The following is a 24,329-nucleotide window of genomic DNA, read 5'->3' on the forward strand; positions in this document are numbered from 1 at the left end:
ATGCGGGCCGAGATTCTGGTGGTCGGGGGCGGCCTCGGCGGGGTGGCCGCGGCGCTGGGCGCGCTGCGGGCCGGGCGCCGGGTGGTGCTCACCGAGGAGTACGACTGGCTCGGCGGGCAGCTGACCAGCCAGGCCGTGCCGCCGGACGAGCACAGCTGGGTGGAGCAGTTCGGCGTCACCGCGAGCTACCGCGCGCTGCGTGAGGGCATCCGCGACTACTACCGGGCGCACTACCCGCTGATCCCGGCCGCACGGGCCTGGCGCGAGCTGAACCCGGGCGGCGGCCACGTCAGCCGGCTGTGCCACGAGCCCCGGGTCGCCGTCGCGGTGATCGAGGCGATGCTGGCCCCGTACCGGTCGTCGGGCCGGCTGACGGTGCTGCAGCCGTACCGGCCGGTGGCCGCCGACACCGACGGCGACCGGGTCACCGCGGTGACCGTCGAGCACGTGCGCACCGGCGACCGGCTCACGATCGAGGCGGCGTACACCCTCGACGCGACCGAGACCGGCGAGCTGCTGCCGCTGACCGGCACCGAGTACGTCACCGGGTTCGAGTCGCAGCACGAGACCGGTGAGCCGAGCGCGCCGGACGCGGCGCAGCCGATGAACATGCAGGCAGTGTCGGTGTGCTTCGCGGTAGACCACGTCGACGGCGACAACACCATCGACAAGCCGGCGCAGTACGACTTCTGGCGCACGTACCAGCCCGACTTCTGGGGCGACCGGCTGCTGTCGTTCCGCTCGCCGAACCCGCGCACCCTGGCCATCAGCGAGCGCAGCTTCACCCCGAACCCCGACGACGACCCGCTGTCGGTCGTCGCCGACCAGCGGGTCAACCCCGGTGACGGCAACCTGTGGACGTTCCGGCGCATCGCGGCCCGCAAGCTGTTCACCCCCGGGGCCTACGAGAGCGACATCTGCCTGGTCAACTGGCCGATGATCGACTACTTCGAGAGCCCGGTCATCGACGTGCCCGACGTCGACACGCACCTCGCCAACGCGAAGCAGCTGTCGCTGTCGGTCCTCTACTGGCTGCAGACCGAGGCGGGCTTTCCCGGCCTGCGGCTGCGCGGCGACGTCACCGGCGGCGCGGACGGCCTGGCCATGGCCCCCTACATCCGGGAGTCACGGCGGATCCGGGCCGAGTACACGGTGGTAGAGCAGGACCTGTCGCTGGCCGTACGCGGCGACAAGGGCGCGGTCGAGTACCCCGACGCGGTCGGGGTCGGCATGTACCGCATCGACCTGCACCCCTCGACCGGCGGCGACAACTACATCGACGTCGGCTCGTGTCCCTTCGAGATCCCGCTCGGCGCGCTCATCCCGCGCCGCATGGAGAACCTCCTGCCCGCGGGCAAGAACATCGGCACCACGCACATCACCAACGGCTCGTACCGGCTGCACCCGGTCGAGTGGAACGTGGGCGAGGTGGCGGGGGCGCTCGCGGCGTACTGCCTGAACCAGGGCCAGACGCCGCGCGGCGTGCGCAACACCCCGGAGCACCTGTCCGGGTTCCAGGCACAGCTCATCCGGGACGGCGTGGAACTGCGCTGGCCCGACGTCTCCGGCTACTGACCGGCCACCTTGAGTTGGAGTTATCGATGAAGATACGCGCACTTCTCGCCGCCGCGACCGCCGGCGTGCTTTCTCTCGGCCTGGCCGCCTGTGGCGGTGAGGAGGAGCCGAGCACCGGCCCGGTTTCGCTGCGGATGACGGTGTGGTCCTCGAACGAGGCGCACCTGAAGCTGTTCAACGAGATCGCCGACGCCTACAAGGCGAAGAACCCCCGGGTCACCGAGATCAAGTTCGACCCCATCCCGTTCGAGAGCTACACCACCACCCTGACCACGCAGATCGCGGGCGGCAACGGCCCGGACCTGGCCTGGCTGCTGGAGAATTCGGCCCCGGACTTCGTGAACTCGGGCGCGCTGGTGCCGCTGGACGACACGCTGGGCAAGGCCGAGGGCTACAACGCCGCCGACCTCAGCACGTCGGCGACGAAGCTGTGGAAGGCCGACGGCAAGCTGTTCGCCTACCCGTTCTCGACCTCGCCGTTCGGCGTGTTCGTCAACACCGACATGGTCAAGGCCGCCGGTCAGCAGACCCCGGCCGAGCTGATCGCCGCCAACCAGTGGACCTGGGAGAAGGCGGTCGCGGTCGCGGCGGCGTCGTCGGCCAAGAGCGGCAAGTCCGGTCTGGTCGTACGCGACTTCGACTACAAGGGCTGGGACAACCTGTCCACCGTGTGGGCCGGCTGGGGCGCGGAGGCGTGGACCGCCGACGGCAAGGGCTGCGGGTTCGACCAGCAGCCGATGGTCGACGCGATGACGTTCCTGCACAAGGCGATCTTCACGGACAAGGCGTTGCCCGGCCCCGGCACCACGGCCGACTTCTTCGCCGGTGAGGCCGCCATGACGATCACCCAGATCTCCCGGGCGTCGCTGCTCAAGGAGGCCAAGTTCGGCTGGGACCTGGTCCCGCTGCCGACCGGCCCGAAGGGCGAGTACTCGGTGATCGGCCAGGCCGGGCTCGGCGCGCTGAAGAAGGGCAAGAACGCCGACGTCGCCGCCGACTTCCTCGCCTTCTTCACCAACCCCGGCAACTCCGCGAAGCTCGCGGCGTACTTCCCGCCGCCGCGCACCTCGCTGCTCACCGCCGAGACACTGGCCAAGACCAACCCGCTGCTCAAGCCCGAGCAGCTGCAGCAGGTCGTCATCGACGGCATCTCCACCGGCATCGTCAAGCCCAGCCACACCGGCCAGGCCGAGATCGCCCAGGCAGTGCGGGCCGCCCTCGACCCGCTGTGGAAGCCCGACGCCGACGTCAAGACGGTCCTCGGCGGCGTGTGCTCGGCCATCAACCCCCTCTTGGCCAAGTGAGCACTCGCTTCTGGACGGGTAGCCGGCGGGACACCCTCGCCGGCTACCTGTTCATCGCCCCTCAGCTGCTCGGCTCGCTGCTGTTCGTGTTCGTGCCGCTGGGCCTGGTGTTCTGGTACAGCCTGCACGAGTGGAACGTGCTCGCCGACACCTTCACCTTCGTCGGCGGCGAGAACTACCAGGCCCTGGCCGACGACCCCAAGCTCGCCGACGCGCTGGTCGCCACCGGGTTCTTCTCCGCCGGGCTGGTCGTGCTCAACCTCAGCCTGGCGCTGCTGCTGGCGGTGCTGCTCAACCAGCGGCTGCGCGGCACGGTGTTCTTCCGGACCGTGTTCTTCTCGCCGGTCGTGGTGAGCCTGGTCGCCTGGACCATCGTGTGGAACTTCCTGCTCCAGGACAACGGCGGCATCAACGGGCTGCTGGAGACCGTCGGCGTCGACGGGCCGAACTGGCTGCGTGGCGAGGGCACCGCCATGATCGCGGTGATCGTGGTGCAGGTGGTCAAGAACGTCGGCCTGAACATGGTGCTGTTCCTGGCCGCGCTGCAGGGCGTGCCCGCCAACCTGTACGAGGCGGCCACCGTCGACGGCGCCAGCCGCCGCCGGCAGTTCCTCAGCATCACCGTGCCGATGATCAGCCCGACCATCCTGCTCACGTCGATCATCACGGTGGTCGGCTCGCTGCAGGTGTTCGCGCAGATCGCGGTGCTCACCCAGGGCGGCCCGGGGACCTCCACCACGGTGCTCGTCTACTACCTCTACCAGCAGGCGTTCCAGTTCCACCACTTCGGATACGGGGCCACCCTGTCCGTGCTGCTGTTCGTGATCGTGCTGCTGCTGACCCTGGTGCAGTGGCGTATGCGCCGGAAGTGGGTGTTCCATGAGTCGTAGGGCCAAGACCGCCGTGTACGGCGTGCTGTGCCTGCTGGCGCTGCCGTTCCTGTTCCCGACCTGGTGGATGGTGACCTCGTCGCTCAAGCCGGTCGCCGACGTCTTCGCGTTCCCGCCGACGCTGTGGCCGGCCGACGTCAGCTTCGACGCGTACGCCAAGGCCTTCGAGCTGCAGCCGTTCGCCCGGCAGTACTTCAACAGCATGTACATCGCCGCACTGGTCACCGTGGGCACGCTCGCGGTGGCGTCGCTGGCCGGGTACGCGTTCGCGCGGATCAGGTTCCGGGGCGCGAACGCCTGGTTCGTGGTGATCCTGGTCGGCCTGCTCATCCCGAGCGAGGTCACCATCGTGCCGCTGTTCAAGATGTTCGACGCGTGGGGCATGGTCGACACGCACTGGCCGCTGATCCTGGTGCCGATCTTCGGCGCGCCCAGCGTGCTGGCCACCTTCATCATGCGGCAGTTCTTCCTCGCGCTGCCCGGCGAGCTGGAGGAGGCCGCGAAGGTCGACGGCCTCGGCCGCTTCGCGATCTTTCGGCTGATCGCGCTGCCGCTGGCCCGCCCGGCCCTGGGCGCGGTCGCCATCTTCACCTTCCTGCACAGCTGGAACCTGTACCTGGAACCGATCGTGTTCCTGTCCAGTTCGGAGATGTTCACCCTGCCGCAGGCGCTGACCCAGTTCGTCGACGCGTACGGCGGCCCGATGTGGGACATCCAGCTGAGCGCGGCGTCGCTGACGGCCCTGCCGGTGCTGGTGGTGTTCGTGATCGCGCAACGCCAGTTCATCGAGGGACTGGCCCACACGGGCCTCAAGGGATAACGATGCCGATCACCGAGCCGAACCCGGGGGAGTACCGCAGCGCGCTGCGGGCGCCGGACGACTTCGACGAGTACTGGGCGCGCACGCTCACCGAGGCGGACGCGTTCGCGCTGGACGCGCGGTTCACCCCCGCGTGGCGGCGCACGATCGAGGTTCACGACGTCACCTTCGCCGGGTTCGGCGGGCACCCCGTCAAGGCCTGGCTGGCCCTGCCCGCCGGGACCACCGAGCCGCTGCCCTGCGTGGTCGAGTTCCCCGGCTACGGCGGCGGCCGCGGGCTGGCACACGAGTGCCTGCTCTACGCCGCCGCCGGCTACGCCCACCTGTTCATGGACGTACGCGGCCAGGGCAGCGGCTGGCGGCACGGCGACACCCCCGACCCGGCGGGCACCGGCCCGCAGCATCCCGGGTTCATGACCCGCGGCGTGCTCGACCCCGACACCCACTACTACCGCCGGGTCATCACCGACGCGGTCCGCGCGGTCGCCGCCGCCCGCGCATTCCCGCTGGTGGACGCGTCACGGGTCGCGGTCACGGGCGAGAGCCAGGGCGGCGGCCTCGCCCTGGCCGTCGGCGCCCTCGTGCCGGACCTGGCCGCCGTCGCGCCGGACGTGCCGTTCCTGTGCGACCACCGGCGCGGCGCGGAGCTGGCCACCGCCGGGCCGTACCGGGAGGTCACCGCCTATCTGGCGGTGCACCGCGACCACCAGGAGCAGGTGTTGCGCACACTGTCCTACAGCGACGGGGTGCTGTTCGCCGAACGGGCGACCGCACCCGCGCTGTTCAGCGTCGCGCACATGGACGCGAGCTGCCCGCCCTCGACGGTCTACGCCGCCTACCACCGCTACGCGGGCCCCAAGCGCATCGAGGTGTACCCCTTCAACGGCCACGAGGGCGGCGAAGCCGTCCAGGACGCCGCCCGCCTCACCTTCCTCGACGACGTCTTCGCCCGCTGACCGCACCGCCGCGGCAGCGGCCGCCGCAGTATCGGGGAGGCGCAATCACCGACCCGACAGGTGCGGCCACCCCGAAACTGCACGCGGGGTGGGCGCACTGTGGCGCGGTCACCAGCCGCGCGGGCGGTCCCAGCCGGGTGGCGGCGCGTCGGGCGTCTCGGCTCCCCACGCCGGGTCGGGCCGGAAGTCGCACCAGGTCCCGTCGAACGGGAACGCGGCCGCTTCGACCAGGTCGATGATCTCCCGCCCGGCCCGCCGCACCCGGGCCTCGTCGTCGACCCAGTAGTGCTCCGGCTGGGTCAGGCGCTCGGCGAACACCTCTTCGTCCTTCCAGCGCCAGGCGCGGTCGGCGTCGATCCAGACGTCGAGGTCCCAGTCGGCTGTGTCGAGGCCGGCCAGCGCCGGGTCGCGCCAGGCGACGCCGGGCCGCTCCAGGTTGGCGTACCAGTTGCGGAAGCGCCCGTCGGCGTCGAAGAACCAGCGGACCGAGTAGTCGGCGCCGGTGGGGTGCCAGGACAGCAGGCCGTGCCGGGCGGCGAAGGCCATCGGCCGCTTCGGTCCGGTGACCCACTCGGCCAGCGGCACGTGCGACATGTGCCGGTCGTCGAGGCGGTTCAGGTGCCAGCCGTGGGTGCCGTGGCTGCACCAGAGCAGCAGGCCGCGCTCGTCGTGCCGCACCGCCCGCATCGGGTACAGCCCACCGACCTGCAGGTTCTGGAAGTGGCGGACGCAGACCAGCTCACCCGGCTCGAAGGTCACCATCCGGGCACCGTAGCCGACCCGGGTGGCGGATGCCGGCAGGCGCGGCGGCCGGACCCCGGGTCGCGGGTCGGGCCGCCGCGGCGGGCAGGTCAGCCGACGAAGCTGCCCCTGATGAAGAGCAGGAGCAGCCCGGCCTGGATCGGCACGGCCGCGAGCAGGTAAGCCTCCCGGGCCGACCGGCGGTGCAGCATCTTCGCGAGCACCATGAACGCCGGGATGACCGCTATCGCGAACCGGTTGAGCGACAGCAGCGGCGTGTTGCCGTACGGCAGCGGCTGGCAGAGCGCGAAGAGGAACGGCAGCGCGCCGAAGATGATCAGGAAGAACTGGTCACGGCGCAGCTTCCAGGGCCCGACGAGAGCGAGCGCCAGCAGCGCGGTCATGCCGATCGCGGTGACGACGTCCATGATGTTGCGCATCGCCAGGGTGCGGTTGGCCTCGAAGTCGATCGCCTGGATCGCGTACCGGACGCCGCTCCACGGGGGCGCGGTCCGCCGTCCCCAGAGCGACTGCACCTCGATGAAGACGAGCGGGTTGCCGTAGGCACGCCACAGGAAGATCATGTAGAGCGCCAGGCCGGCCGGCACCAGCGCGACCGCGAGCACGTCCAGCCGGACCTTGCGCCAGTCGAACCCGCGCCGCCGCAGGTACTCGTAGAGCAGCGCGAGCGCGAGCACCAGCCCGATCACCCGGGTGGCGCCGGCCAGCGCGCCGGCGAGCCCGGCCAGCCACCAGCGCTCGCGGCGGGCGAGGTAGAGGCAGGTGACGGAGAACAGCAGGAAGGTCGACTCGCTGTAGCCGGCGGCGAGGAACATCGCGGCCGGGAACGCGGCGAACATCAGCACCGCGCGGTTGCCGGGTTCGACGCCGAGCTCGGTCTGCATCAGCCGGGCCAGCATGATCATCAGGGCGAGCGCTGCCACGTTGGACGCGATCACGGTGGCGAGCACCGCCGATCCGGGCAGGATCAGGTCGAATCCACGGGTGAGCAGGGGGAAGACGGGCGGCCACGCGGTGTACGCCTCGGCAGGCCAGCCGGGATTCAACAGGGTCTCCGTGCCCGCGCGCGGATACCCCTGGATCGCGATCGCCGCGTAGTTGCAGGAGTCGAACTGGGCGAGCTGGTGGAGCAGGTCGCCGAGCACGCCGTGGCGGGTGGTGTCCCAGTTGCAGTGGCCGGTCGTCCGGTTGACGGCCAGCGCCACGAACTCGACGGCGGCGACGAGAATCCGCCCGACGAGCCAGTAGGCCAGACCCGCGCGGACCGCACTCTTCCAGTGCGGGTCGGCGGGTGAAGTGTTCGGGTGTTCTGCGGCAGATGTGGCGCTTTCCCCGTTGTTGATCTTGATCTGCACTTTCTGAAGCTAGCAGATTCACGTTACGGGCGGGGGGCGGTGAGGAGGCCGAGCGGCTCAGATCACCCTCGGGGCGGGCGTCGGCTTGATAGGCAAGTGGTTACTTGCCTATAGTGGCTGACGTGGGCGACGTCTTCAAGGCACTGGCTGATCCGACCCGCCGGTACATCCTCGACGAGCTGGCCGAACGCGACGACCAGACCCTGTTCGAGATCTGCGTCCGGCTGACCGGCAAGTACCAGCTCACCTCCTCGCGCCAGGCGATCTCGCAGCACCTGGAGCTGCTCGAGGCCGCCGGCCTGGTGCGTACGCGCCGCGAGGGGCGCTACAAGTTCCACACCCTCGACACCCGCCCGCTCGAGCAGATCGCCGAGCGCTGGATCCGGAACAAACCACAGGAGAACCCATGAGGATCAACGTCATGAGCATCATGGTCGACGACCAGGACAAAGCTCTGGCCTTCTACACCGACGTGCTCGGCTTCGTGAAGAAGACCGAGTTCCCGGCTGGGGAGTACCGGTGGCTCACGGTCGTCTCGCCGGAGGACCCGGACGGCGTCGAGCTGTCGCTGGAGCCCGACCAGCACCCGGCGGCCAAGCCGTTCAAGACGGCGCTGGTCGACGACGGCATCCCGTACACCTCGTTCGCCGTGCCCGACGTGCACGCCGAGTACGAGCGGCTGACCAAGCTCGGCGTCGTCTTCACCCAGGCCCCGCTGGAGATGGGCGTCGTCACCACCGCCGTCTTCGACGACACCTGCGGCAACCTCATCCAGATCGCCCACCTGAGCTGACCCGGCCCGTGGGCCCCCAAGGTCGCTCGACTTGCCTGGCACCTGTGCGTATCTTGCAGTGCCTTTCGCCCATGTGCCAGGCAAGTCCGACGATCTTCGGCACGGGTGTCGGATTGGCGCGAACCGGTGGCGGAGACGGTTAGGCGACTGAGGTGGCGGGCGGGCACGCCTACGCTGCCGGCATGCGCCGTACCCCTCGCCTTCTGCTGACCGCCGCTCTCGTGCTGGCCGCCGGCACCGCCTGCGGCTCCGACAAGGACGACCCGGTCACCGCGCCCACCTTCTCCAGCGTGGTCAGCCCGACGGCGGCCCCGGCCGAGTCCGCGACCCCGACACCCGCGCGCTCCTCCGCGCGCCCGTCGCCCGCCGCGCCGTCGTGGCCGTCGCCGTCGGACTGCGTCTCCTACAACCCGAACAACCTGACCGTGCAGTACGAGGCCGGCATCCACCAGGTCATGGACGGTTCGAAGATCGTCGCGCGACTGCACGGCGGCCCCGGCGAGAACATCGGCGACCAGGGACTGGCCCTGGCACAGCGCTACAAGCGGCACTGCTTCATCGGTCGCGGCAACGACCGCGAGGACGCCAACGCCTACATCTTCGACTACTGGCGCGACTCGTCCGGCAAGCGCACCACCATCCCGGGCGAGGACGACGCCTGCTCCTCGTACGACCGGGGCAACCTGCAGGTCAACGACATGGGCGGCGGGCAGGGCTGGCGGGTCAAGGACGACGACAACGTGCTGCACGTCTTCGACGACGAGTCCGACGCCCGCGACGGCCGCCTGGTCCTGGCCAAGTACAGCCGGATCTGCCGCCTGGGCAACCCGCCCGACGACGACCAGGACTACGTCACGTACGGGAAGTGAGAAACTCCCGTACGGCGGCGACGAACTCGGCCGGCCGGTCCTGGTGCACCATGTGCCCGGCGTCGATGACGGTCAGCTCGCCGTGCGGCAGGGCCTGCGCCAGCTCGGTGATCGTCTCCTGGCGTACGTAACTGGCCGGGCCGCCGGAGACCAGCAGCGTCGGCACGGTGATGCCGCGCGCCTCGTCGCGCCAGCGCGGATCGGGCTCGTCGATCTGCGAGCGCAGCGCGAGCACGGCGTGCCAGTCGAAGGACAGCTCGCCTTCGGGGCGCTGCGGCGGCACGGGGGTGCGCGGGTACATCAGCCCCGCGTCCTCCACGACCAGCGCCTCGACCCGCTCCGGGAACCGGGCCGCGAACAGGTACGCCACCACGCCGCCGAGGGAGTGCCCGAGCAGGGCGACACGCTTGAGCCCGAGCGCGTCCAGCAGCCCGGCGACATCGGCCACGAGCAGGTCGATCGCGTAGGCAGATGTGCGGTCGGCGCGTCCGTGGCCGCGCTGGTCCACGGCGTACACCCGCCACCGGTCGGCGAGATGTTCCGCGACGGTGTCCCAGTCGCCCGGCCCGCCGCCGCCGATCCCGTGCAGCAGCACCACGGGAGGCGCGTCCGGCTCGCCCCAGGTCCGGTACGCCAGCCGCACCCCGCCGACATCGACGTGCTCGTAGTGGTTCATCAGCCGAACCTATCCCGCCCGGCTCCGTTCACAGGTCGGGCAGCGTCTCCCCGGGCCGGCGGTCCCTCCGGTGGTCGAGCCAGAACGAGTAGCGGCGCAGGTGGTCCTCCAGGCCGTGCTCGATGTAGCGCCGGTATTCGGCGAGTCCGGCGAACTGGTCCCGTTCCAGCCGGTGCGTGCCGTCCCGCCATTCGTCGCGGCCTTGGCGGATGGACTCCAGGACACGGCCGCGGTCACGCCACCAGGCACGTACCGCGTCAGGTGTCCAGTGGTCGTCGCCGTCGGCCCCATAGCCGAGAAACGTCTCCTCCTCGGCCGCCATGAGCAGCCGGTACACGGCAGCCTGATCGGTGGGCTGCCGGTAGACGAACTCCTGTCCGCCCTCGTCGTAGAGCACCAGATCCGCAGCATGCAGGCGGCCCGTCAAGCAGGTGTCCGTCTGGGCGCCGTAGAACGGGCCGGGGACGTTGCGCCAGTTCCGCTCGGACCAGACGCCGCGGAAGGTCGTGTCCAACGGCGCCACGAGCACCTTCCGGTACGGGCCGTCGTCGTATGGCGTGCCCACGGCGGCACGCGCCGTGGGCAGCGGATCCCAGTAGTCGCGCTCCGTCACGCATCCCCACTTCTTCCGGCTCGGCGCCCAGGGCCGGCCCTCGGCTGCGGGGGTGAGTGCCGGATTCCCGCCGCGCAGCCTACGCCGACCCGCCGCGGCGGGTGCTCACCACGGCAGGGGGTTGCCGTGGCGGAAGAAGCCGCCGGTCGGGCCGTCGTCGGGCAGGTCGGCGGCCCACAATACGGAGGCCGCGCCGTCGGCGATCGGGCCGCCGCCGGAGCCGCCCATGTCGGTGGCGATCCAGCCGGGGCAGACGGAGTTGACGAGGATGCCGTCGGCCGCGAGCCCTGCGGCCAGCTGCCTGGTGAGGGCGTTGAGGGCGGCCTTCGAGACCGAGTACGCAGGTGTGGCGTCGCCCATTCTCGTCAGCGAGCCGCTCTCGCTGGACACGTTGACGATGCGCGGGCTGTGCCCGGCTTTCAGCAGCGGCAGCAGGGCCAGCGCGGTCTGCCACGCGCCGAACAGGTTCGTCTCCAGCGCCGAGCGCACCACGTCCAGGTCGGCGCTGGTCGGGGTCTGCCACGTGTCGTACAGGATGGCCGCATTGTTGATCAGCACGTCCACCCGCCCGAAGCGCTCGCCCAGTTCGGCGGCGGCGGCCCGCAGCGCGATCGGATCGGTGACGTCCAGCCGCAGCGCGACGACCTGCCCGGGGCCGGTCGCGGCGGTGAGCTCCTCGGCGGCGCTGAGCCCCTTGGCCAGGTCGCGGGAGCCGAGCACGGCCGTGTCGCCGCGTGCGTACAGCTGGCGGACGACCTCATGGCCGATGCCCCGGTTGGCGCCGGTCACCACGACGATCCTGGGTTCATCCTGCGTCACGTGCCCCATCCTGCCCGCTTGACGGCCCGCCCGGGGCGACATGCCGGGGTTTCAGCGGGCGGGGCGCAGCCCTTCCCGGACGACTTCGAGCACGCGGGTCGGCGCGGTGTCCCCGCCGTAGCGCTGCATGGCCTGGCAGCCGACCATCAGGGTCTTGACGTCGGCGACCGTGACGTCGGCGCGGACCGCGCCGGCGGCCTGCGCGCGGACCAGCAGTTCGCGCATCGCGTCCTTGAACGCCTGCTCGTGCTCGGGTATCGCGGCCTCGATGTCGAAGCCCTCCCCGGCCAGCGCGTCGACCAGGCCTTTGTCGGTCGCGCCCGCGGTCGTCATCAGGTCGAAGAAGCCGAAGAACGCCTCCCCCGGGTCGGCGGACTCGGCCAGCTCGCGGGCCGTGCCGACGAGGTGCTCCACCCGGTCGACCACGATCGCCTGGTACAGCGCCTCCTTGGTGGGAAAGTGCCGGTAGACGGTGCCCGCGCCGACCCCGGCCCGCCGGGCGATCTCGTCGATGGGCACCCCGAGGCCCTCGGCCGCGAAGACCTCGTAGGCGGTCTGCAGCACCTTGGCACGGTTGCGGCGGGCGTCGGCGCGCAGTGGCCGTGCCGCGCCGGAGGTGCTCGTCATCGTGCGTCCCGGCGGGGGAGACGTGGGTCACTGGCTAACCGGGGCGCACGTTCCGTATAGTAAGTGGGGCGCACGTTCCGATTATATGCACGCCGAGGAGACGCCATGAACGCCACAGCCACCAGGGCGGGCCGCTGGACCGCCGCGGACGTGCCCGACCAGACCGGCCGGGTAGCCGTGATCACCGGCGCGAACACCGGCATCGGCTTCGAGGCCGCCAAGGTGCTCGCCGCCCGCGGCGCGACCGTGGTGCTGGCCTGCCGCAACCCCGACCGGGCCGGCGACGCGCTCGCCCGGCTCACCGCGACGGCCCCGGGCGCCCGCGCCGAGTTCCTGCGCCTGGACCTGTCCTCGCTCGCGTCGATCCGCGAGGCCGCCGCCGAGCTGCGCGGCCGCCACCCCGAGATCGACCTGCTGGTCAACAACGCGGGCGTGATGTGGCCGCCGCGTTCGACCACCGCCGACGGCTTCGAGCTGCAGTTCGGCACCAACCATCTGGGCCACTTCGCCTTCACCGGACTGGTGCTCGACCGCCTGCTGCCGGTCGTCGGCTCCCGCGTGGTCACCATCAGCAGCATGGGCCACCGCACCGGGCAGCTCGACTTCGACGACCTGCAGTCCGAGCAGTCCTACGGCCGCCACCGCGCCTACGCGGCCTCGAAGCTGGCCAACCTGATGTTCACATACGAGCTGCAGCGCCGCCTGGAGACCGTCGCCGCGCACACCGCCGCGGTCGCCGCCCACCCCGGCGGCGCGGGCACCGAACTCATCCGCAACTCCCCGCCGCTGATCCGGTTCCTGTACCCGCTGCTCGGCTCGCTGGTCACGCAGAGCGCCGAGCGGGGCGCGCTGCCGACGCTGCGCGCGGCGACCGACCCGCTCGTGCGCGGCGGGGAATACTACGGACCAGACGGTCTCGGCGAGATCAAAGGCTTCCCGAAGCGCGTCGGCTCCACCGCCCGCTCGCACGACAAGCTCGCCCAGCGCCGCCTCTGGCAGGAGTCACTGCAGCTCACCGGCGTCACCTTCCCCGTCTGACCGACCACCCACCACTAAGGACACGCAGATGCCGGCCATCCTCGCCGCGCTGGGCGCCACACCCAGCGGAGCCCGCGCCGAGCGGGTACGCCAGTCGCCGCACTTCCGCGACGGCTCCTTCCAGAACAGCACGCCCACCCGCACCATGGTCGGCGGCGAGAGCCGTCCCAGCGTGCGCGAGTTCCTCACCGGCGGCGAGCGCCGCCGCCCGAGCGCCCCGGTGCCCCTGGTCACCGGCGTGCCCGCGACCTCTGCCGACGGGCTGCACCTGACCTGGTACGGCCACGCCACCGTGCTGGTCGAGATAGAGGGCGCCCGGGTGCTGCTCGATCCCGTGTGGAGCGACCGGTGCTCGCCGACTCCCGGCATCGGCCCGAAGCGGCTGCACCCGATGCCCGTCGCGCTGGCCGACCTGCCCCGGATCGACGCGATCGTCATCTCGCACGACCACTACGACCACCTGGACATGCCGACCGTGCAGGCGCTGACCCGCAGCCAGCAGGCCCCGTTCCTGGTGCCGCTGGGCGTGGGCGCGCACCTGGAACGCTGGGGCGTGCCGGACTCCCGGATCATCGAGCTGGACTGGGAGGAGAGCGCCGACGTCGCCGGCCTGACCCTCACCGCCACCGAGGCCCGCCACTTCTCCGGCCGCACCCTGCGCCGCAACGGCACCCTGTGGAGCTCCTGGGTGATCGCCGGCGAGCAGCGCCGGGTCTTCTACACCGGCGACTCCGGCTACTTCGACGGCTACGCCGCCATCGGCGAACGCCACGGTCCTTTCGACGCGACCCTGATGCAGATCGGCGCGTACGACAAGGGCTGGCCCGACATCCACATGTTCCCCGAGGAGGCTGTCGCCGCCCACCTCGACCTGCGCGGCGACCTGCTCATCCCGGTCCACTGGGCCACCTTCAACCTGGCCCTGCACCCGTGGACCGAGCCCGTCGACCGGCTCTGGGCCGAAGCCAAGGCCCACAACGTCAACCTCGCCGTCCCCCGCCCCGGCGAGCGCGTCGACGTCACCACCCCGCCACCCCTCGACCCCTGGTGGCAAGCCCTCGGCTGAGAACGAAGGAAGGGCACCTTCTTATCGCTCCGCGTATAAGAAGGTGCCCTTCTTAACTGCATCCACCGGCTGAGCAGGCCGTCCGCGGCCGCTGGTGCGTCCGGCCGGGCAGCCCCGGACGTTTGCCCGGTGCCGCGGCCGCACGCCCCCGGGTACGTTCAGGGCGCGAACCGACGGGGGGGAGGCGGCGCTGACGGAGACGAGCCCGGCCACCGAACGCGGGCGCGGCCTGTGGCCCCTGCTGGTGGCGCAGACGATGTCCGCCCTCGGGGACTCGTTCTCGTACGTCGCGATCCCGCTGCTCGTCCTGCACACCACCGGCTCGGTCGCGCAGATGGGCGTGGTCACCGCGCTCGGTGGCGCGGCGGCGCTGGTCACCGGCGTGTTCGCCGGAGTCGTCGTGGACCGCTTCGACCGCAGGCGCCTGCTCGTCGGCTGCGACCTGGCCAGACTCCTGCTGTACGCGAGCATCCCGCTGGCCTGGCTCGCCGGGCCACAGGCGTGGCTGCTCTACCTGGTGCTGCCGCTGGCGAGCGCCTTCGGCATGGTCTTCCGGGTGGCACATGTGACCGTCGTGCCGAGCCTCGTGCCCGCCGAGGAGATCACCCGCGCCAACAGCCGCCTGTTCGCGGCATCCTCCACGGCGTACCTCGTCGGCCCGGCCCTGGCCGGTCTGCTGTCCGGCCGGTTCGGCCCGACCACGGCGATCGCGTTCGACGCGGCCACCTTCGCCGTGTCCGCGGCGGTGCTGGTCCTGCTCCGCCTGCGGCCCACCGGCGGGCCCACCCGCCCCGCGGAAGGCGAGCGGCCGATGGACGTGCTGCTCGCCGGGGCCCGGTTCATCGCCCGGCACCCGCTGCTGCGGCCGCTGACGGTGCTGCTGACCGTGCTGAGCAGCCTGACCTTCGGCCTCACCGACGTGGTCATCTATCGCCTGAAGCACGACCTCGGCCAGAGCGACGGCACCGTCGGCTACGTGCTCGCGGTCGGCATCGTGGGCACGCTGCTGGGTTCGGTCGCGGTCACCAGGCTGCGGGGGCGGTACGGCTTCGCGCCCACCTGGACGGGCGCATGGGCGCTGTGCGGAGTCGCCATGGCCGCCGTCGGCCTGGCCGGCCGCGTGCCGCTGGTGGCCGCTGCGGCGACCGCCGTGCTCGGCTGCACCGCGGTGGCGGGCATCGTGTCGATGTCGCTGCGGCAGGAGGTGACCCCCGCTCCGCTGCTCGGCCGGGTCACCTCGGCCTTCTGGACCCTGCACTCGGCGCTGACCCCGCTGGGCGCGGCCGCGCTGACCGCGGCGGCCGCCGGGTACGGTTCCTCGGCGACCCTGATCGCGGCGGGCGCACTGTGTACGGCCACCGCCGCGACCGCACTGTGGACGCCGCTGTTCCGCACGTCGCCGCAGACGAACCGGGGCATTGCGGGTCCGGACGCACTGTCGGGGCGGGAAGAGGCCGACGCCGTATGAGCGCAGCTCGGCACTCGCATGCTCAGGCTTTCAACCCGGCCGCCGGCGCGGTTCAGGTCTTCGCGACCATGCGGATGACGCTGGCGCCACTGTGGGAACCGGACTGCTCGGTGACCGACGTGACGAGGTTGTACAGGCCCGGCGCGGCGGTCGCCGGGATCTGGATGACGCTTACCGGCTGCTCCCCGGGCTGACCGGCCGGGCGGACCGTTTCCGCGGTGAACGTGGCACCGCCCGCAGCGTCCTTGCCGGACGGCGATTTCAGGCCGCTGACGGCCGCGTACGGCCCGGTCAAGCGCGCGTGCAGTTCGACCGGGCCGCCGACGCCGGGTTCTCCGGGCACGACGATCCATTGCACGGTCAGGGTTTGACCCGGCTGGTACTCCCGGTCGACATCCGCTGCGTCGCAGCACGTGTATGCGGTTCCGGCCCGGGTCGGCGGCGACGCGGTGGCCGTGCACGAAGTCATCGCCAGCAGGAGGCAGCCGATGACCGCAGCGCGATAGACCTTCACAGCCGAGGAGCGTAGCGGGCACGGCCAAGCGTGGGCTCGCCTTGGTCAATCACTGGTCCACGACGAACGGCGTCACCCAGCCTGCTTCGGCGGCCCGCAGGTAGAACGCGGTGACATCCGCCAGATTCGACGTCAGGTACTCAAGGCCGCCGCCGTCGTCGAGCGGCACGCCGTACTCCTCAGGATCGATCGTCCGGTAGATCGCGACGAACCGGTCCATGTCGAGGTCGGACAACGCGGTGGCGACGTCGCGGACCTCGGCCGGCGGGTTGTGGCTGACGACAAAGTGGAGCGGCGACACAGCGATCGACGGAGGGGCCGGTGTCGAGGCGACGCGGGTAGCGTGGCGGCCGACATCCGCGCGTCTAAGGGGGACCGTCGTGGATCGACGTGCCGAAGTGCTGGCTGAGCTCGCCCGTCATGTCGTCGCCGTACGCAGGCCGCATCCGGTCCGGGTGGGCGTCGACGGGAGCTCGGCGGCGGGCAAGTCCACGCTCACCGACGAACTCGCCGAGGCGGTCCGGGCCGTCACCGATCGGCCGGTGATCCGGGTCGGCATCGACCACTTCAAACGCCGTGTCGACCTGCGTACGCAGTATCCGCCGGACTCGCCCGAGAGCTACTACCGCGATTCGTGGGACAACGCGGCCATCCGCGATCAGCTGCTGGTGCCGCTCGGCCCGGCCGGCAGCCGCCGTTACCGCGACGCGGTCATGAACCTGCCCGGCACCGAAGCCGTCGACGGCCCGGTCCACATCGCGCCCGACGATGCGATCCTGCTGGCCGACGGGGCATTCCTGCAGCGCCCGGCGCTGGATCCGTACTGGGATCTGCGGATCTACCTGGAGATCGGCTTCGACGTCGTACTGAGCCGGGGCATCGCCCGTGACCAGGCGTGGATGGGCGACGCGGCCAAGGTTGAGCACCGCTACCGCACCAAGTACATCCCGGGTGAGCAGCTCTACGTCGCCGAGGTCCGCCCGCAGGAGCGTGCCGACCTGGTCGTCGACAACACCGACTTCGCGGCACCGGTCCTGCGCGTACGACAGGCCGGCTGAGCGCCTGGCGCACACAGCCGGCCGTCGCCGAAACAGCGCAGGTCACCCGCCCGAGGAGTTTGGAAGGGCACCTTCCTCTACGTATGGCGATGGGAAGGTGCCCTTCCTTCGTCAGCGGAGGTAGATGTTGGGGGTCGGGGGTGTGGTCATGCCGTCGCCGATGAAGAAGCTGGGGTGTGGGGGCTGGTTGTAGGCGGTGTTTTGCCAGGCGATGGCGACTCGGTACATCGGGTCGTGCATCAGGGTGTGGATGCGGCGGTCGGTGGTGTTGGTGGTGGCGTAGATGCGCAGGGCGGTGTTGCCGCTGGTGCGCCAGATGACTTCTTCGCGCCAGTCGCCGAACAGGTCGGCCGACAGGGCGGGGGTGGATTTGGTGCCGTTGTTGGAGGCGACGCCGCTGCCGGTGAGCAGCCGGGTGTCTCCGCTGGTGCCGTACTTGTCGATGTGCGTGCCGTCGAGCAGTTCGCGCACCGGGTCGCCGTCCCACCAGACCAGGAAGTTGATCGAGCTGGGCTCCCGGCCGAGGGACGCCCCGTTGGCCGTGTTGCGCAGGGTGGTGTCGCTGGCCGACCAGGCTTCCGCGCCGGGGCTGCCGGCCCAGATGTCGCCCGCGACCCCGCGGCCGTTGTCCGCGCCGGAGGCGGTGCTCCAGAGGACCTGGCCGGTACGCGCGTCGGCGAGCCACGAGCCGGGCTGGCTGGTCGACTCGCTGACCTTGAAGACCTCCAGCCCGGCCCGGCTCGGGACCAGGTCGCCGACGTGCATGGCGTCGCCGTGGCCGCGGCCGGTGTTCCACAGCGGGGTGCCGTTGTCGTTGATGGTCATCGCGCCGAAGATGATCTCGTCGCGGCCGTCGGCATCGACGTCGCCGATGGACAGCTGGTGGTTGCCCTGCCCGGCGTACGCGCTGCCGGCGCTGTTGGAGTCGAACGTCCAGCGCCGGGTCAGCGAGCCGTTGCGGAAGTCCCAGGCCACGATGACGGTGCGGGTGTAGTACCCGCGCGACATGATCAGGGACGGGCGCACGCCGTCGAGGTAGGCCGTGCCGGCCAGGAACCGGTCGACGCGGTTGCCGTAGCTGTCGCCCCAGGACGAGACCGTGCCGCGGGCCGGTTCGTAGCTGACCGTGGACAGGGCCGCGCCGTTGAGGCCGTTGAACATGGTCAGGTATTCGGGCCCGGCCAGCACGTAGCCGTCGGCGTTGCGGTGGTCGGCGCTCGCATTGCCGATGACGGCGCCGACGCCGTCGCGGGTGGCGTCGGCGGTCTTCATGGCGACTTCGGCGCGGCCGTCGCCGTCGTAGTCGTACACCTGGAACTGGGTGTAGTGGGCTCCGGCGCGGATGTTGCGACCGAGGTCGATGCGCCACAGCCGGGTGCCGTTGAGCCGGTAGGCGTCGACGTAGACGTTGCCGGTGACGCCGGCCTGCGAGTTGTCCTTGGCGTTGTCGGGGTCCCACTTGAGGACGATCTCATACTGGCCGTCGCCGTCGAGGTCGCCGACGGAGGCGTCGTTGGCAGAGTAGCCGCTCGCCGGTGCGGAGATCGGCACGTCGAGGTAGTTGCCGCCGCTGAACCGCAGTGACGTCTCGGACGCGGCCTGTTCGACCCCGCCGACGACGGCGCGCACGGTGTAGGAGGCGTCGGCCGCGGCCCCGCTGTCCAGGTAGTTGGTCGAGTTGGTGATCGGCGAGGAGTTCACCTTCGTGCCGGCGCGGTACACGTTGAAGCCGGTGCTGTAGGACTCGGTGCCCAGCAGCCGCCAGGAGACCAGGTTGGCGCTGCCGGAGCGGACGCTGACCAGGCCCCGGTTGAGGTCCTCCATCTGCTTGGCCCCGGACGGCGGCGGGCCGGACGGCGACGGGCTCGGCGAGGCGGGGGCGGACGGTGACACCGACGGCGAGGCCGACGGCCGCGGGGACGCCGATGTGGACGGCGACGGTGCGGCCGAGGTCGGCGCGGGCGCGCCGGTGCAGGTGGTGCCGTTGAGGGCGAAGCTCGCCGGGGCCGGGTTCGACGCGTTGTTCCAGGACGCGTTGAAGCCGAAGGCAGTGCTCGCGTTGGTGGCGATGGGGGCGTTGTAGCCGGCGTCGGTGACGGAGACGTTCGCGCCGGACTGGGTGAAGCTGCCGTTCCAGAGCTGAGTGACGGCCTGACCGGCGGTGAATGCCCAGGTCAGGGTCCAGCCGTTGACGGGGTCGCCGAGGTTGGTGATGGTGACGTTGGCGCCGAAGCCGCCGCCCCACTGGTTGGTGACGGCGTAGTCGACGCGGCAGCCTGCGGCCGCCTGGGCGCTGACCGCGGTCACGACGCCCGCGGTCAGGACGGTGACGGTGGCGGCGGCGAGCACCGCGAGCCGTCGTCGGGTACGAGTGGGCATGTGCCTCTCCGAGGATGGGTGCGAAACCGGGTGGACCCGGCCTGGCTCGGATGCATGCCCGGTGCATCCGTTTCGCCCATATCGCGGTAGCGTGCCCTGCTCCCGACAGGGATGTTAGACCCGTCGATGGATGGCCACAAGCGGAGGGGTCCGAAGTGGCCGGACGCCTTACTCCGCGCGCGGAATAGCGAATTCCTGTGCCATTGGTCAATGGCGGAAACCGGACAGCGCGTGAATGGCCATTCTCTGCTGTGGACACTGCTTCGCAACAATGCTGTCACCTGTCGCTCGTAACGTGATTCGACGCTGCCTCCACATTGGCGTCGCGATCAACGTCGAGGCTGGTCGGCATGCACCGAGTGGAATGTAAACGAACGACGAGTGAACGGTTCGCAATTCGTTAACAACTAGTTCAAGGGATGGCCGAATGGCTATCCGGCGGGCATCCGAAAAGGTGAGGGAATGGTTGTGTCGGCGCTGTTTCGGCGATGGCATTGGTGGCGTTTCGCGGCCGTCGGCGTGGTGTGTTTCGGCGCGCAGACCGCGGTCCTGGTGCCGCTGGAGCGGGCCGGGATGGCGGCAGCCTTCGCCAACGCCACCGGGTTCTGGCTGTCGGCGCAGCTGAACTTCGTGCTGAGTTCCCTGTTCACCTGGCGCGACCGGCCGGCCCGCGGGACCCGGGCGGTGCTGGCCCGGTGGTGGCAGTACCAGGGCATGGCCTACCTGTCGCTCGCCATGAACTCGCTCGTCTTCGTGGCGGCCGAGCCGGTGACCGGGCAGCTGTCCGCGTCGGCGATCGGCGTGCTCATCGGCGCGTGCTTCTCGTACGCCGTCAGCAAGTTCCTGATCTTCCGGCCGGCTCGCGCCACGGCGCTCCCGCCGGCCGCACACCGCGAGGAGATGATGGCGTGACCGAGGTCGCGTTGCGCAGCACCGTGCGGGCACTGCCCGCCTACGAGGACGGCCTGGTGGTCGTCATGCCCGCCTACCGGGAGGGCGAGAACCTCGCCGCGACGGTCACCGACTTCCTGCAAACGCTGGAGTCGGCGCACGTGCCGCACGCGGTGGTGGTCGTCGACGACGGCAGCCCCGACGACACCGGGACTGTGCTCGACGAGCTGGCCGCCGCGCACCCCGGCCGGGTCCTGCCGGTGCGGCACGAGCAGAACCGCGGCTACGGCGCCGCGGTGCGCAGCGGCATCGCGGCCGCGCTGGAGCGCACCCGGCTGCGGCACATCCTGCTGACCGACTCCGACGGCCAGTTCCGGGCCGCCGACGTGCTGGACTTCCTGGAGGTGGCCCAGCGCGAGCGGGCCGACGCGGTGATCGGCTACCGCAAGCACCGGGCCGATCCGTGGCGGCGGCGGGTGAACGCCTGGATCTGGACCCGCCTGTGCGGAGTCGTGCTGCGGCTGCGCAGCCGCGACGTGGACTGCGCGTACAAGCTGATCGACCGCAGGCTGCTGGAGGGCGTCGAGCTGAACGGCGAGGCGGCGGCGATCTCGCCGGAGCTGCTTGCCAAGATCAGAGTGGGCGGGTCCCGGGTGATCGAGCATCCGGTCAGCCACTACCCGCGGGTGCACGGCGAGCAGACCGGGGCGAACCTGCTGGTGGTGCTGCGCTCGCTGCTCAGCCTGGCCGGGGTATACCTGCAGCTGGTGCGGGAGTCGCACAAGCAGCGCTGGCTGCGCGGCCTGCTGCGGCCGGCCGACCCGGCGCTGGTGCTGGTGACGCTCGCGGTCACCGCGCTGTCCGTGGGGGCCTACCTGTACTTCCTGCAGCAGGACGCGGTGCTGGCGTACAAGGACGCCAACTCGCACCTGCTCATCGCGCGCCGGGTGCTGGAGAGCCCGACGGCGGGCCTGGCCCAGCTCGGCGGGGTGTGGCTGCCGCTGCCGCACCTGCTGGCGCTGCCCCTGGTATGGCATGACGGGCTGTACGAATCCGGCCTGGCCGGGGCGCTGATCTCGATGATCGCGTTCGTGGTCACCGCGCGTTACCTGTACCGGCTCGGCACGTCGCTGGCCGACAGCCGGTTCGCCGGGGTCGCGACGGCGCTGCTGTTCGCGGTCAACGCCAACGCGCTCTACCTGCAGTCCACCGCGATGACCGAGAGCCTGCTGTTCGCCTGCATCGCCGCCACCACCTACCACCTGCACCGGTGGTGCCGGTTCGGGCACTACCGCGACCTGGTCGCGACGTCGGCGGCGGTGCTGTTCGCCACCGTCACCCGCTACGAGGGCTGGGTGCTGTGCCTGGCCGCCCTGATCGTGGTGCTGACGACCGAGTTCCGCCGGCACCGCGACGTCATCCGGGTCGAGGCGGCGCTGATCTTCTACGGCTTCATCGCGTTCGCCGGCATCGGCGGCTGGCTGCTGTGGAACACCGCCATCTTCGGCGACCCGATGTACTGGCGCAGCGGCGAGTACGCCGACTCGACGCTTTGGGTCAAGGAGGGCGAGGCGGCCGTCGGCTCGCTGGACGTGTCCGCGTCCACGTACTGGCTGGCCGTCGAGCACAACATCGGCCTGGTCAGCCTCATCCTCGGCCTGCTCGGCGTCATCGCGTACGCGGTCCGGCACCGGCTGCGCGCCGAGCACGTCGCGGTCTACCCGCTGCTGCTGTTCGGCGCGTTCTTCGTGTACGCCCTCTACTCCGGCCAGCGCCCGCTGCACGTGCGGGAGTACGGCGGCGAGCTGTACAACGTCCGGTTCGGACTGATCATGCTGCTGCCCGCTGCGGTGTTCGCCGGATACCTGGTGAGCCTGGCTCCGGCGCTGGCCGAGCGGCTGAACCGGCCCGCGCTGGCGCGGGTGGCCAAGGGCGTGGTCGCCGCGGGCGTGCTGTCCACCGCGCTGGCGGTGCCCGGCGTGATCACGCTCGACGAGGCCCGGGACTTCCGCAACAGCGCCTGGGAGGCCGCCAACGCGTCCGCCTCGGGCTGGCTGCGCGGCAACCACCACGGCGAGCTGACGCTGATGATGTCGTTCGAGAACGAGTCGGTCACCTTCGACTCGCGCATCCCCACCGAGGCCATCGTCTACGAGGGCAGCTACCAGCTCTGGGAGCGGGCGCTGGCCGACCCGGCCGCGTCGGACATCGAGTGGATCTACATGCGCGCGCTGCCCGGCCAGGAGGACCAGGTGTGGCGTGAGCTGCACGGCACCCGGCAGCTGGAACAGCACTACGCGCTGGTCTACGAGCACGAGCACCGCCTCATCTACCGACGGAAGGACAAGCCGTGACCGAGGTGTCGACCCATACCGCCGTCCCCAGCCGGGTGGCCGCCCCACGCCAGGTGGCCCCGCTGCCGCCGGAGCTCAGCGCCCAGACCCTGCTCAGCCGGGGCCAGGTGGTGACCGCGTCCGTGCTGCTCGGCGGGATCGCGGCCCTGCTGGTGCTGCATCTGACGACCGGCCTCGGCCCGTCGCCGCTGTGGTGGGGGCAGTTCGCCGTGGTCGCGGTGACGGTCGCGTACGTCGCCGTCATCGCGTTCAAGCTGGCCATGGTGTTCCGGGCCGGCGGCGCGGCGGTGGTGCGCTTCCAGCCCGCCGACCTGGCCGTCATCCGCGACGTCGACCTGCCCGTGTACACGGTGCTGGTGCCGCTGCACCGCGAGGCGCAGGTGCTGCCGCACCTGGTCCGGCGGCTGACCGAGCTGGACTACCCGGCCGCGAAGCTGCAGATCCTGCTGCTCATCGAGGAGGACGACGCGCAGACCCGAGGGGCGCTGGACAACCTGGACCTGCCCGCGCAGTTCGAGACGGTGCTGATCCCGCACTCGACGCCCAAGACCAAGCCCAAGGCCTGCAACGTCGGCCTGGCTCGCGCGGTCGGCGAGTTCTGCGTCATCTACGACGCCGAGGACCGGCCCGACCCGGACCAGCTGCGCAAGGCGGTGCTCGCGTTCCGGGTGCTGCCCGACCGGGTCGTCTGCGTGCAGGCCGAGCTGCAGTACTGGAACCCCTGGACGAACTGGCTGACCCGGTGCTTCGCGGCGGAGTACGCGACGAACTTCAGCCTGTCGCTGCGCGGCCTGGACCGGCACCGGCTGGCCATCCCGCTGGGCGGCACCTCGAACCACTTCCGCACCGACGCCCTCGCCGAGCTGGGCGGGTGGGACCCGTTCAACGTCACCGAGGACGCCGACCTGGGCATCCGCATCGCCCGGCGGGGCTGGGACGTGCGCATGATGGTGTCGGTCACCGAGGAGGAGGCCAACAGCCGGCTGGGCAACTGGGTCCGCCAGCGCAGCCGCTGGATCAAGGGCTACCTGCAGACCTGGCTGGTGCACACCCGCCACCCGATCCGGCTGTGGCGCGAGCTGGGCGCCAAGCGCACCCTGGCCATGCACCTGACGCTGGGGCTGTCCACGGTCACCTCGCTGATCAACCCGGTGTTCTGGCTGATGACGCTGAGCTACCTGGTGTTCGGGCCGCGCTACCTGGAGCCGTTCTTCCCCGGCGTGACCCTGTACGTCGGCGTGCTGACCATGCTCATCGGCAACGCGATGATGGCGTACTGCCTGATGAACGGGTGCATGGAGCGCGGCCTGCACCGGGCCGTGCGGGCCATGCTCAGCGTGCCCCTGTACTGGGGCCTGATGAGCGTCGCCGCCTACAAGGCCCTGTTCCAGCTGATGCGCCCGAGCCGGCGCCACTTCTGGGAGCTGACCGAACACGGCCTGGTCGAGCAGGACCAGCCGCCGGCCATCCCCGCCCCCCGCTGACCGACAGAAGGACCCCTT

24 protein-coding genes are annotated in these 24,329 nt (G+C 71.0%); 15 read left to right on the plus strand and 9 right to left on the minus strand.

Annotated features, from left to right (window positions below):
• The 5 genes from F6W97_RS29505 to F6W97_RS29525 are packed head-to-tail and all read left to right on the plus strand — an operon-like array spanning position 1 to position 5,545.
• A complete protein-coding gene (locus F6W97_RS29505) occupies positions 1-1,575 on the plus strand; it encodes an FAD-dependent oxidoreductase (RefSeq protein ID WP_155373817.1) in 1,575 nt (524 codons plus the stop codon).
• A gap of 26 nt (positions 1,576-1,601) precedes the next feature.
• Positions 1,602-2,879, plus strand: coding sequence for an ABC transporter substrate-binding protein (locus F6W97_RS29510; protein ID WP_155373818.1), 1,278 nt, complete (start codon positions 1,602-1,604; stop codon positions 2,877-2,879).
• Positions 2,876-3,769, plus strand: coding sequence for a carbohydrate ABC transporter permease (locus tag F6W97_RS29515; protein ID WP_196279383.1), 894 nt, complete (start codon positions 2,876-2,878; stop codon positions 3,767-3,769). The genes F6W97_RS29510 and F6W97_RS29515 overlap by 4 nt, the downstream gene beginning before the upstream one ends.
• Complete coding sequence (locus F6W97_RS29520) at positions 3,759-4,589, plus strand: carbohydrate ABC transporter permease (RefSeq protein WP_155373820.1); 831 nt, start codon at positions 3,759-3,761, stop codon at positions 4,587-4,589. Before F6W97_RS29515 ends, F6W97_RS29520 begins: the two co-directional genes overlap by 11 nt.
• A 2-nt stretch (positions 4,590-4,591) precedes the next feature.
• Positions 4,592-5,545, plus strand: a complete 954-nt coding sequence (locus tag F6W97_RS29525; protein WP_155373821.1) for an acetylxylan esterase — start codon at positions 4,592-4,594, stop codon at positions 5,543-5,545.
• Between the two features lie 108 nt (positions 5,546-5,653).
• On the opposite strand, the gene F6W97_RS29530 is transcribed toward F6W97_RS29525, so the two are convergent.
• Positions 5,654-6,307, minus strand: coding sequence for a ribonuclease FAU-1 family protein (locus tag F6W97_RS29530; protein ID WP_196279384.1), 654 nt, complete (start codon positions 6,305-6,307; stop codon positions 5,654-5,656).
• An 89-nt stretch (positions 6,308-6,396) separates the two neighbouring features.
• Positions 6,397-7,662 (minus strand): mannosyltransferase family protein, encoded by a 1,266-nt coding sequence (locus tag F6W97_RS29535; RefSeq protein WP_155373822.1) that lies wholly within the window; start codon positions 7,660-7,662, stop codon positions 6,397-6,399.
• Positions 7,663-7,775: 113 nt separating this feature from the next.
• Between F6W97_RS29535 and F6W97_RS29540 the strand changes: the two genes are divergently transcribed.
• The 3 genes from F6W97_RS29540 (at position 7,776) to F6W97_RS29550 (ending at position 9,324) form a co-directional block, all read left to right on the plus strand.
• Positions 7,776-8,072 (plus strand): ArsR/SmtB family transcription factor, encoded by a 297-nt coding sequence (locus F6W97_RS29540; protein WP_230687076.1) that lies wholly within the window; start codon positions 7,776-7,778, stop codon positions 8,070-8,072.
• Complete coding sequence (locus F6W97_RS29545; RefSeq protein WP_155373823.1) at positions 8,069-8,455, plus strand: VOC family protein; 387 nt, start codon at positions 8,069-8,071, stop codon at positions 8,453-8,455. Before F6W97_RS29540 ends, F6W97_RS29545 begins: the two co-directional genes overlap by 4 nt.
• A gap of 182 nt (positions 8,456-8,637) precedes the next feature.
• Complete coding sequence (locus F6W97_RS29550) at positions 8,638-9,324, plus strand: hypothetical protein (protein ID WP_155373824.1); 687 nt, start codon at positions 8,638-8,640, stop codon at positions 9,322-9,324.
• Here the strand turns inward: F6W97_RS29550 and F6W97_RS29555 are convergent.
• The 4 genes from F6W97_RS29555 to F6W97_RS29570 all read right to left on the minus strand — a co-directional run bounded on the left by F6W97_RS29555 (position 9,308) and on the right by F6W97_RS29570 (position 12,059).
• The gene (locus tag F6W97_RS29555) at positions 9,308-10,000 is read right to left on the minus strand and encodes an alpha/beta fold hydrolase (protein WP_155373825.1); all 693 of its coding nucleotides are present in this window, start codon (positions 9,998-10,000) and stop codon (positions 9,308-9,310) included. The two genes, F6W97_RS29550 and F6W97_RS29555, sit on opposite strands and share 17 nt — an antisense overlap.
• Before the next feature lie 28 nt (positions 10,001-10,028).
• Positions 10,029-10,613, minus strand: coding sequence for a hypothetical protein (locus F6W97_RS29560; RefSeq protein WP_230687077.1), 585 nt, complete (start codon positions 10,611-10,613; stop codon positions 10,029-10,031).
• Between the two features lie 105 nt (positions 10,614-10,718).
• Positions 10,719-11,432 carry an SDR family NAD(P)-dependent oxidoreductase gene (locus F6W97_RS29565; protein ID WP_230687078.1) on the minus strand — a complete coding sequence of 238 codons (714 nt, stop codon included), beginning with the start codon at positions 11,430-11,432 and terminating at the stop codon, positions 10,719-10,721.
• Positions 11,433-11,483: 51 nt separating this feature from the next.
• Positions 11,484-12,059: a TetR/AcrR family transcriptional regulator gene (locus F6W97_RS29570; protein ID WP_155373827.1), complete on the minus strand. Its 576-nt coding sequence runs from the start codon at positions 12,057-12,059 to the stop codon at positions 11,484-11,486.
• A gap of 105 nt (positions 12,060-12,164) precedes the next feature.
• Here F6W97_RS29570 and F6W97_RS29575 point away from each other — a divergent pair, with 105 nt between their 5' ends.
• From F6W97_RS29575 to F6W97_RS29585, 3 genes are all read left to right on the plus strand, one after another.
• On the plus strand, positions 12,165-13,097 hold the full coding sequence (locus tag F6W97_RS29575) for an SDR family NAD(P)-dependent oxidoreductase (RefSeq protein ID WP_155373828.1): 933 nt from the start codon (positions 12,165-12,167) through the stop codon (positions 13,095-13,097).
• Positions 13,098-13,125: 28 nt separating this feature from the next.
• On the plus strand, positions 13,126-14,163 hold the full coding sequence (locus tag F6W97_RS29580) for an MBL fold metallo-hydrolase (RefSeq protein WP_155373829.1): 1,038 nt from the start codon (positions 13,126-13,128) through the stop codon (positions 14,161-14,163).
• 244 nt (positions 14,164-14,407) lie between these two features.
• Positions 14,408-15,631: an MFS transporter gene (locus tag F6W97_RS29585; protein WP_269059716.1), complete on the plus strand. Its 1,224-nt coding sequence runs from the start codon at positions 14,408-14,410 to the stop codon at positions 15,629-15,631.
• Between the two features lie 52 nt (positions 15,632-15,683).
• On the opposite strand, the gene F6W97_RS29590 is transcribed toward F6W97_RS29585, so the two are convergent.
• Positions 15,684-16,145, minus strand: a complete 462-nt coding sequence (locus F6W97_RS29590; protein ID WP_230687079.1) for a hypothetical protein — start codon at positions 16,143-16,145, stop codon at positions 15,684-15,686.
• 49 nt (positions 16,146-16,194) lie between these two features.
• Complete coding sequence (locus F6W97_RS29595) at positions 16,195-16,446, minus strand: DUF1877 family protein (protein WP_196279385.1); 252 nt, start codon at positions 16,444-16,446, stop codon at positions 16,195-16,197.
• A gap of 79 nt (positions 16,447-16,525) precedes the next feature.
• Between F6W97_RS29595 and F6W97_RS29600 the strand changes: the two genes are divergently transcribed.
• On the plus strand, positions 16,526-17,203 hold the full coding sequence (locus F6W97_RS29600) for a nucleoside/nucleotide kinase family protein (RefSeq protein WP_155373832.1): 678 nt from the start codon (positions 16,526-16,528) through the stop codon (positions 17,201-17,203).
• A 111-nt stretch (positions 17,204-17,314) separates the two neighbouring features.
• Here the strand turns inward: F6W97_RS29600 and F6W97_RS29605 are convergent, their stop codons facing one another.
• Positions 17,315-19,582 (minus strand): rhamnogalacturonan lyase family protein, encoded by a 2,268-nt coding sequence (locus tag F6W97_RS29605; RefSeq protein ID WP_155373833.1) that lies wholly within the window; start codon positions 19,580-19,582, stop codon positions 17,315-17,317.
• Between the two features lie 468 nt (positions 19,583-20,050).
• Here F6W97_RS29605 and F6W97_RS29610 point away from each other — a divergent pair, with 468 nt between their 5' ends.
• From F6W97_RS29610 to F6W97_RS29620, 3 genes are read left to right on the plus strand one after another with little or no spacing between them, the layout of a single operon-like run.
• Positions 20,051-20,494, plus strand: a complete 444-nt coding sequence (locus F6W97_RS29610; RefSeq protein WP_196279386.1) for a GtrA family protein — start codon at positions 20,051-20,053, stop codon at positions 20,492-20,494.
• A complete protein-coding gene (locus tag F6W97_RS29615; protein WP_230687080.1) occupies positions 20,491-22,827 on the plus strand; it encodes a glycosyltransferase in 2,337 nt (778 codons plus the stop codon). Before F6W97_RS29610 ends, F6W97_RS29615 begins: the two co-directional genes overlap by 4 nt.
• A complete protein-coding gene (locus F6W97_RS29620; RefSeq protein WP_230687081.1) occupies positions 22,824-24,311 on the plus strand; it encodes a glycosyltransferase family 2 protein in 1,488 nt (495 codons plus the stop codon). Before F6W97_RS29615 ends, F6W97_RS29620 begins: the two co-directional genes overlap by 4 nt.
• Positions 24,312-24,329: the final 18 nt, after the last annotated feature.

This window comes from Catellatospora vulcania (assembly GCF_009720385.1).
GTDB lineage: Bacteria > Actinomycetota > Actinomycetes > Mycobacteriales > Micromonosporaceae > Catellatospora > Catellatospora vulcania.

Excerpts from the sequence above, each read along its gene's own strand:
- F6W97_RS29505 (WP_155373817.1), top strand. The coding sequence starts at position 1 with ATGCGGGCCGAGATTCTGGTGGTCGGGGGCGGCCTCGGCGGGGTGGCC.
- F6W97_RS29510 (WP_155373818.1), top strand. The coding sequence starts at position 1,602 with ATGAAGATACGCGCACTTCTCGCCGCCGCGACCGCCGGCGTGCTTTCT.
- F6W97_RS29520 (WP_155373820.1), top strand. The coding sequence starts at position 3,759 with ATGAGTCGTAGGGCCAAGACCGCCGTGTACGGCGTGCTGTGCCTGCTG.
- F6W97_RS29525 (WP_155373821.1), top strand. The coding sequence starts at position 4,592 with ATGCCGATCACCGAGCCGAACCCGGGGGAGTACCGCAGCGCGCTGCGG.
- F6W97_RS29530 (WP_196279384.1), bottom strand. The coding sequence starts at position 6,307 with ATGGTGACCTTCGAGCCGGGTGAGCTGGTCTGCGTCCGCCACTTCCAG.
- F6W97_RS29545 (WP_155373823.1), top strand. The coding sequence starts at position 8,069 with ATGAGGATCAACGTCATGAGCATCATGGTCGACGACCAGGACAAAGCT.
- F6W97_RS29550 (WP_155373824.1), top strand. The coding sequence starts at position 8,638 with ATGCGCCGTACCCCTCGCCTTCTGCTGACCGCCGCTCTCGTGCTGGCC.
- F6W97_RS29555 (WP_155373825.1), bottom strand. The coding sequence starts at position 10,000 with ATGAACCACTACGAGCACGTCGATGTCGGCGGGGTGCGGCTGGCGTAC.
- F6W97_RS29570 (WP_155373827.1), bottom strand. The coding sequence starts at position 12,059 with ATGACGAGCACCTCCGGCGCGGCACGGCCACTGCGCGCCGACGCCCGC.
- F6W97_RS29575 (WP_155373828.1), top strand. The coding sequence starts at position 12,165 with ATGAACGCCACAGCCACCAGGGCGGGCCGCTGGACCGCCGCGGACGTG.
- F6W97_RS29580 (WP_155373829.1), top strand. The coding sequence starts at position 13,126 with ATGCCGGCCATCCTCGCCGCGCTGGGCGCCACACCCAGCGGAGCCCGC.
- F6W97_RS29605 (WP_155373833.1), bottom strand. The coding sequence starts at position 19,582 with ATGCCCACTCGTACCCGACGACGGCTCGCGGTGCTCGCCGCCGCCACC.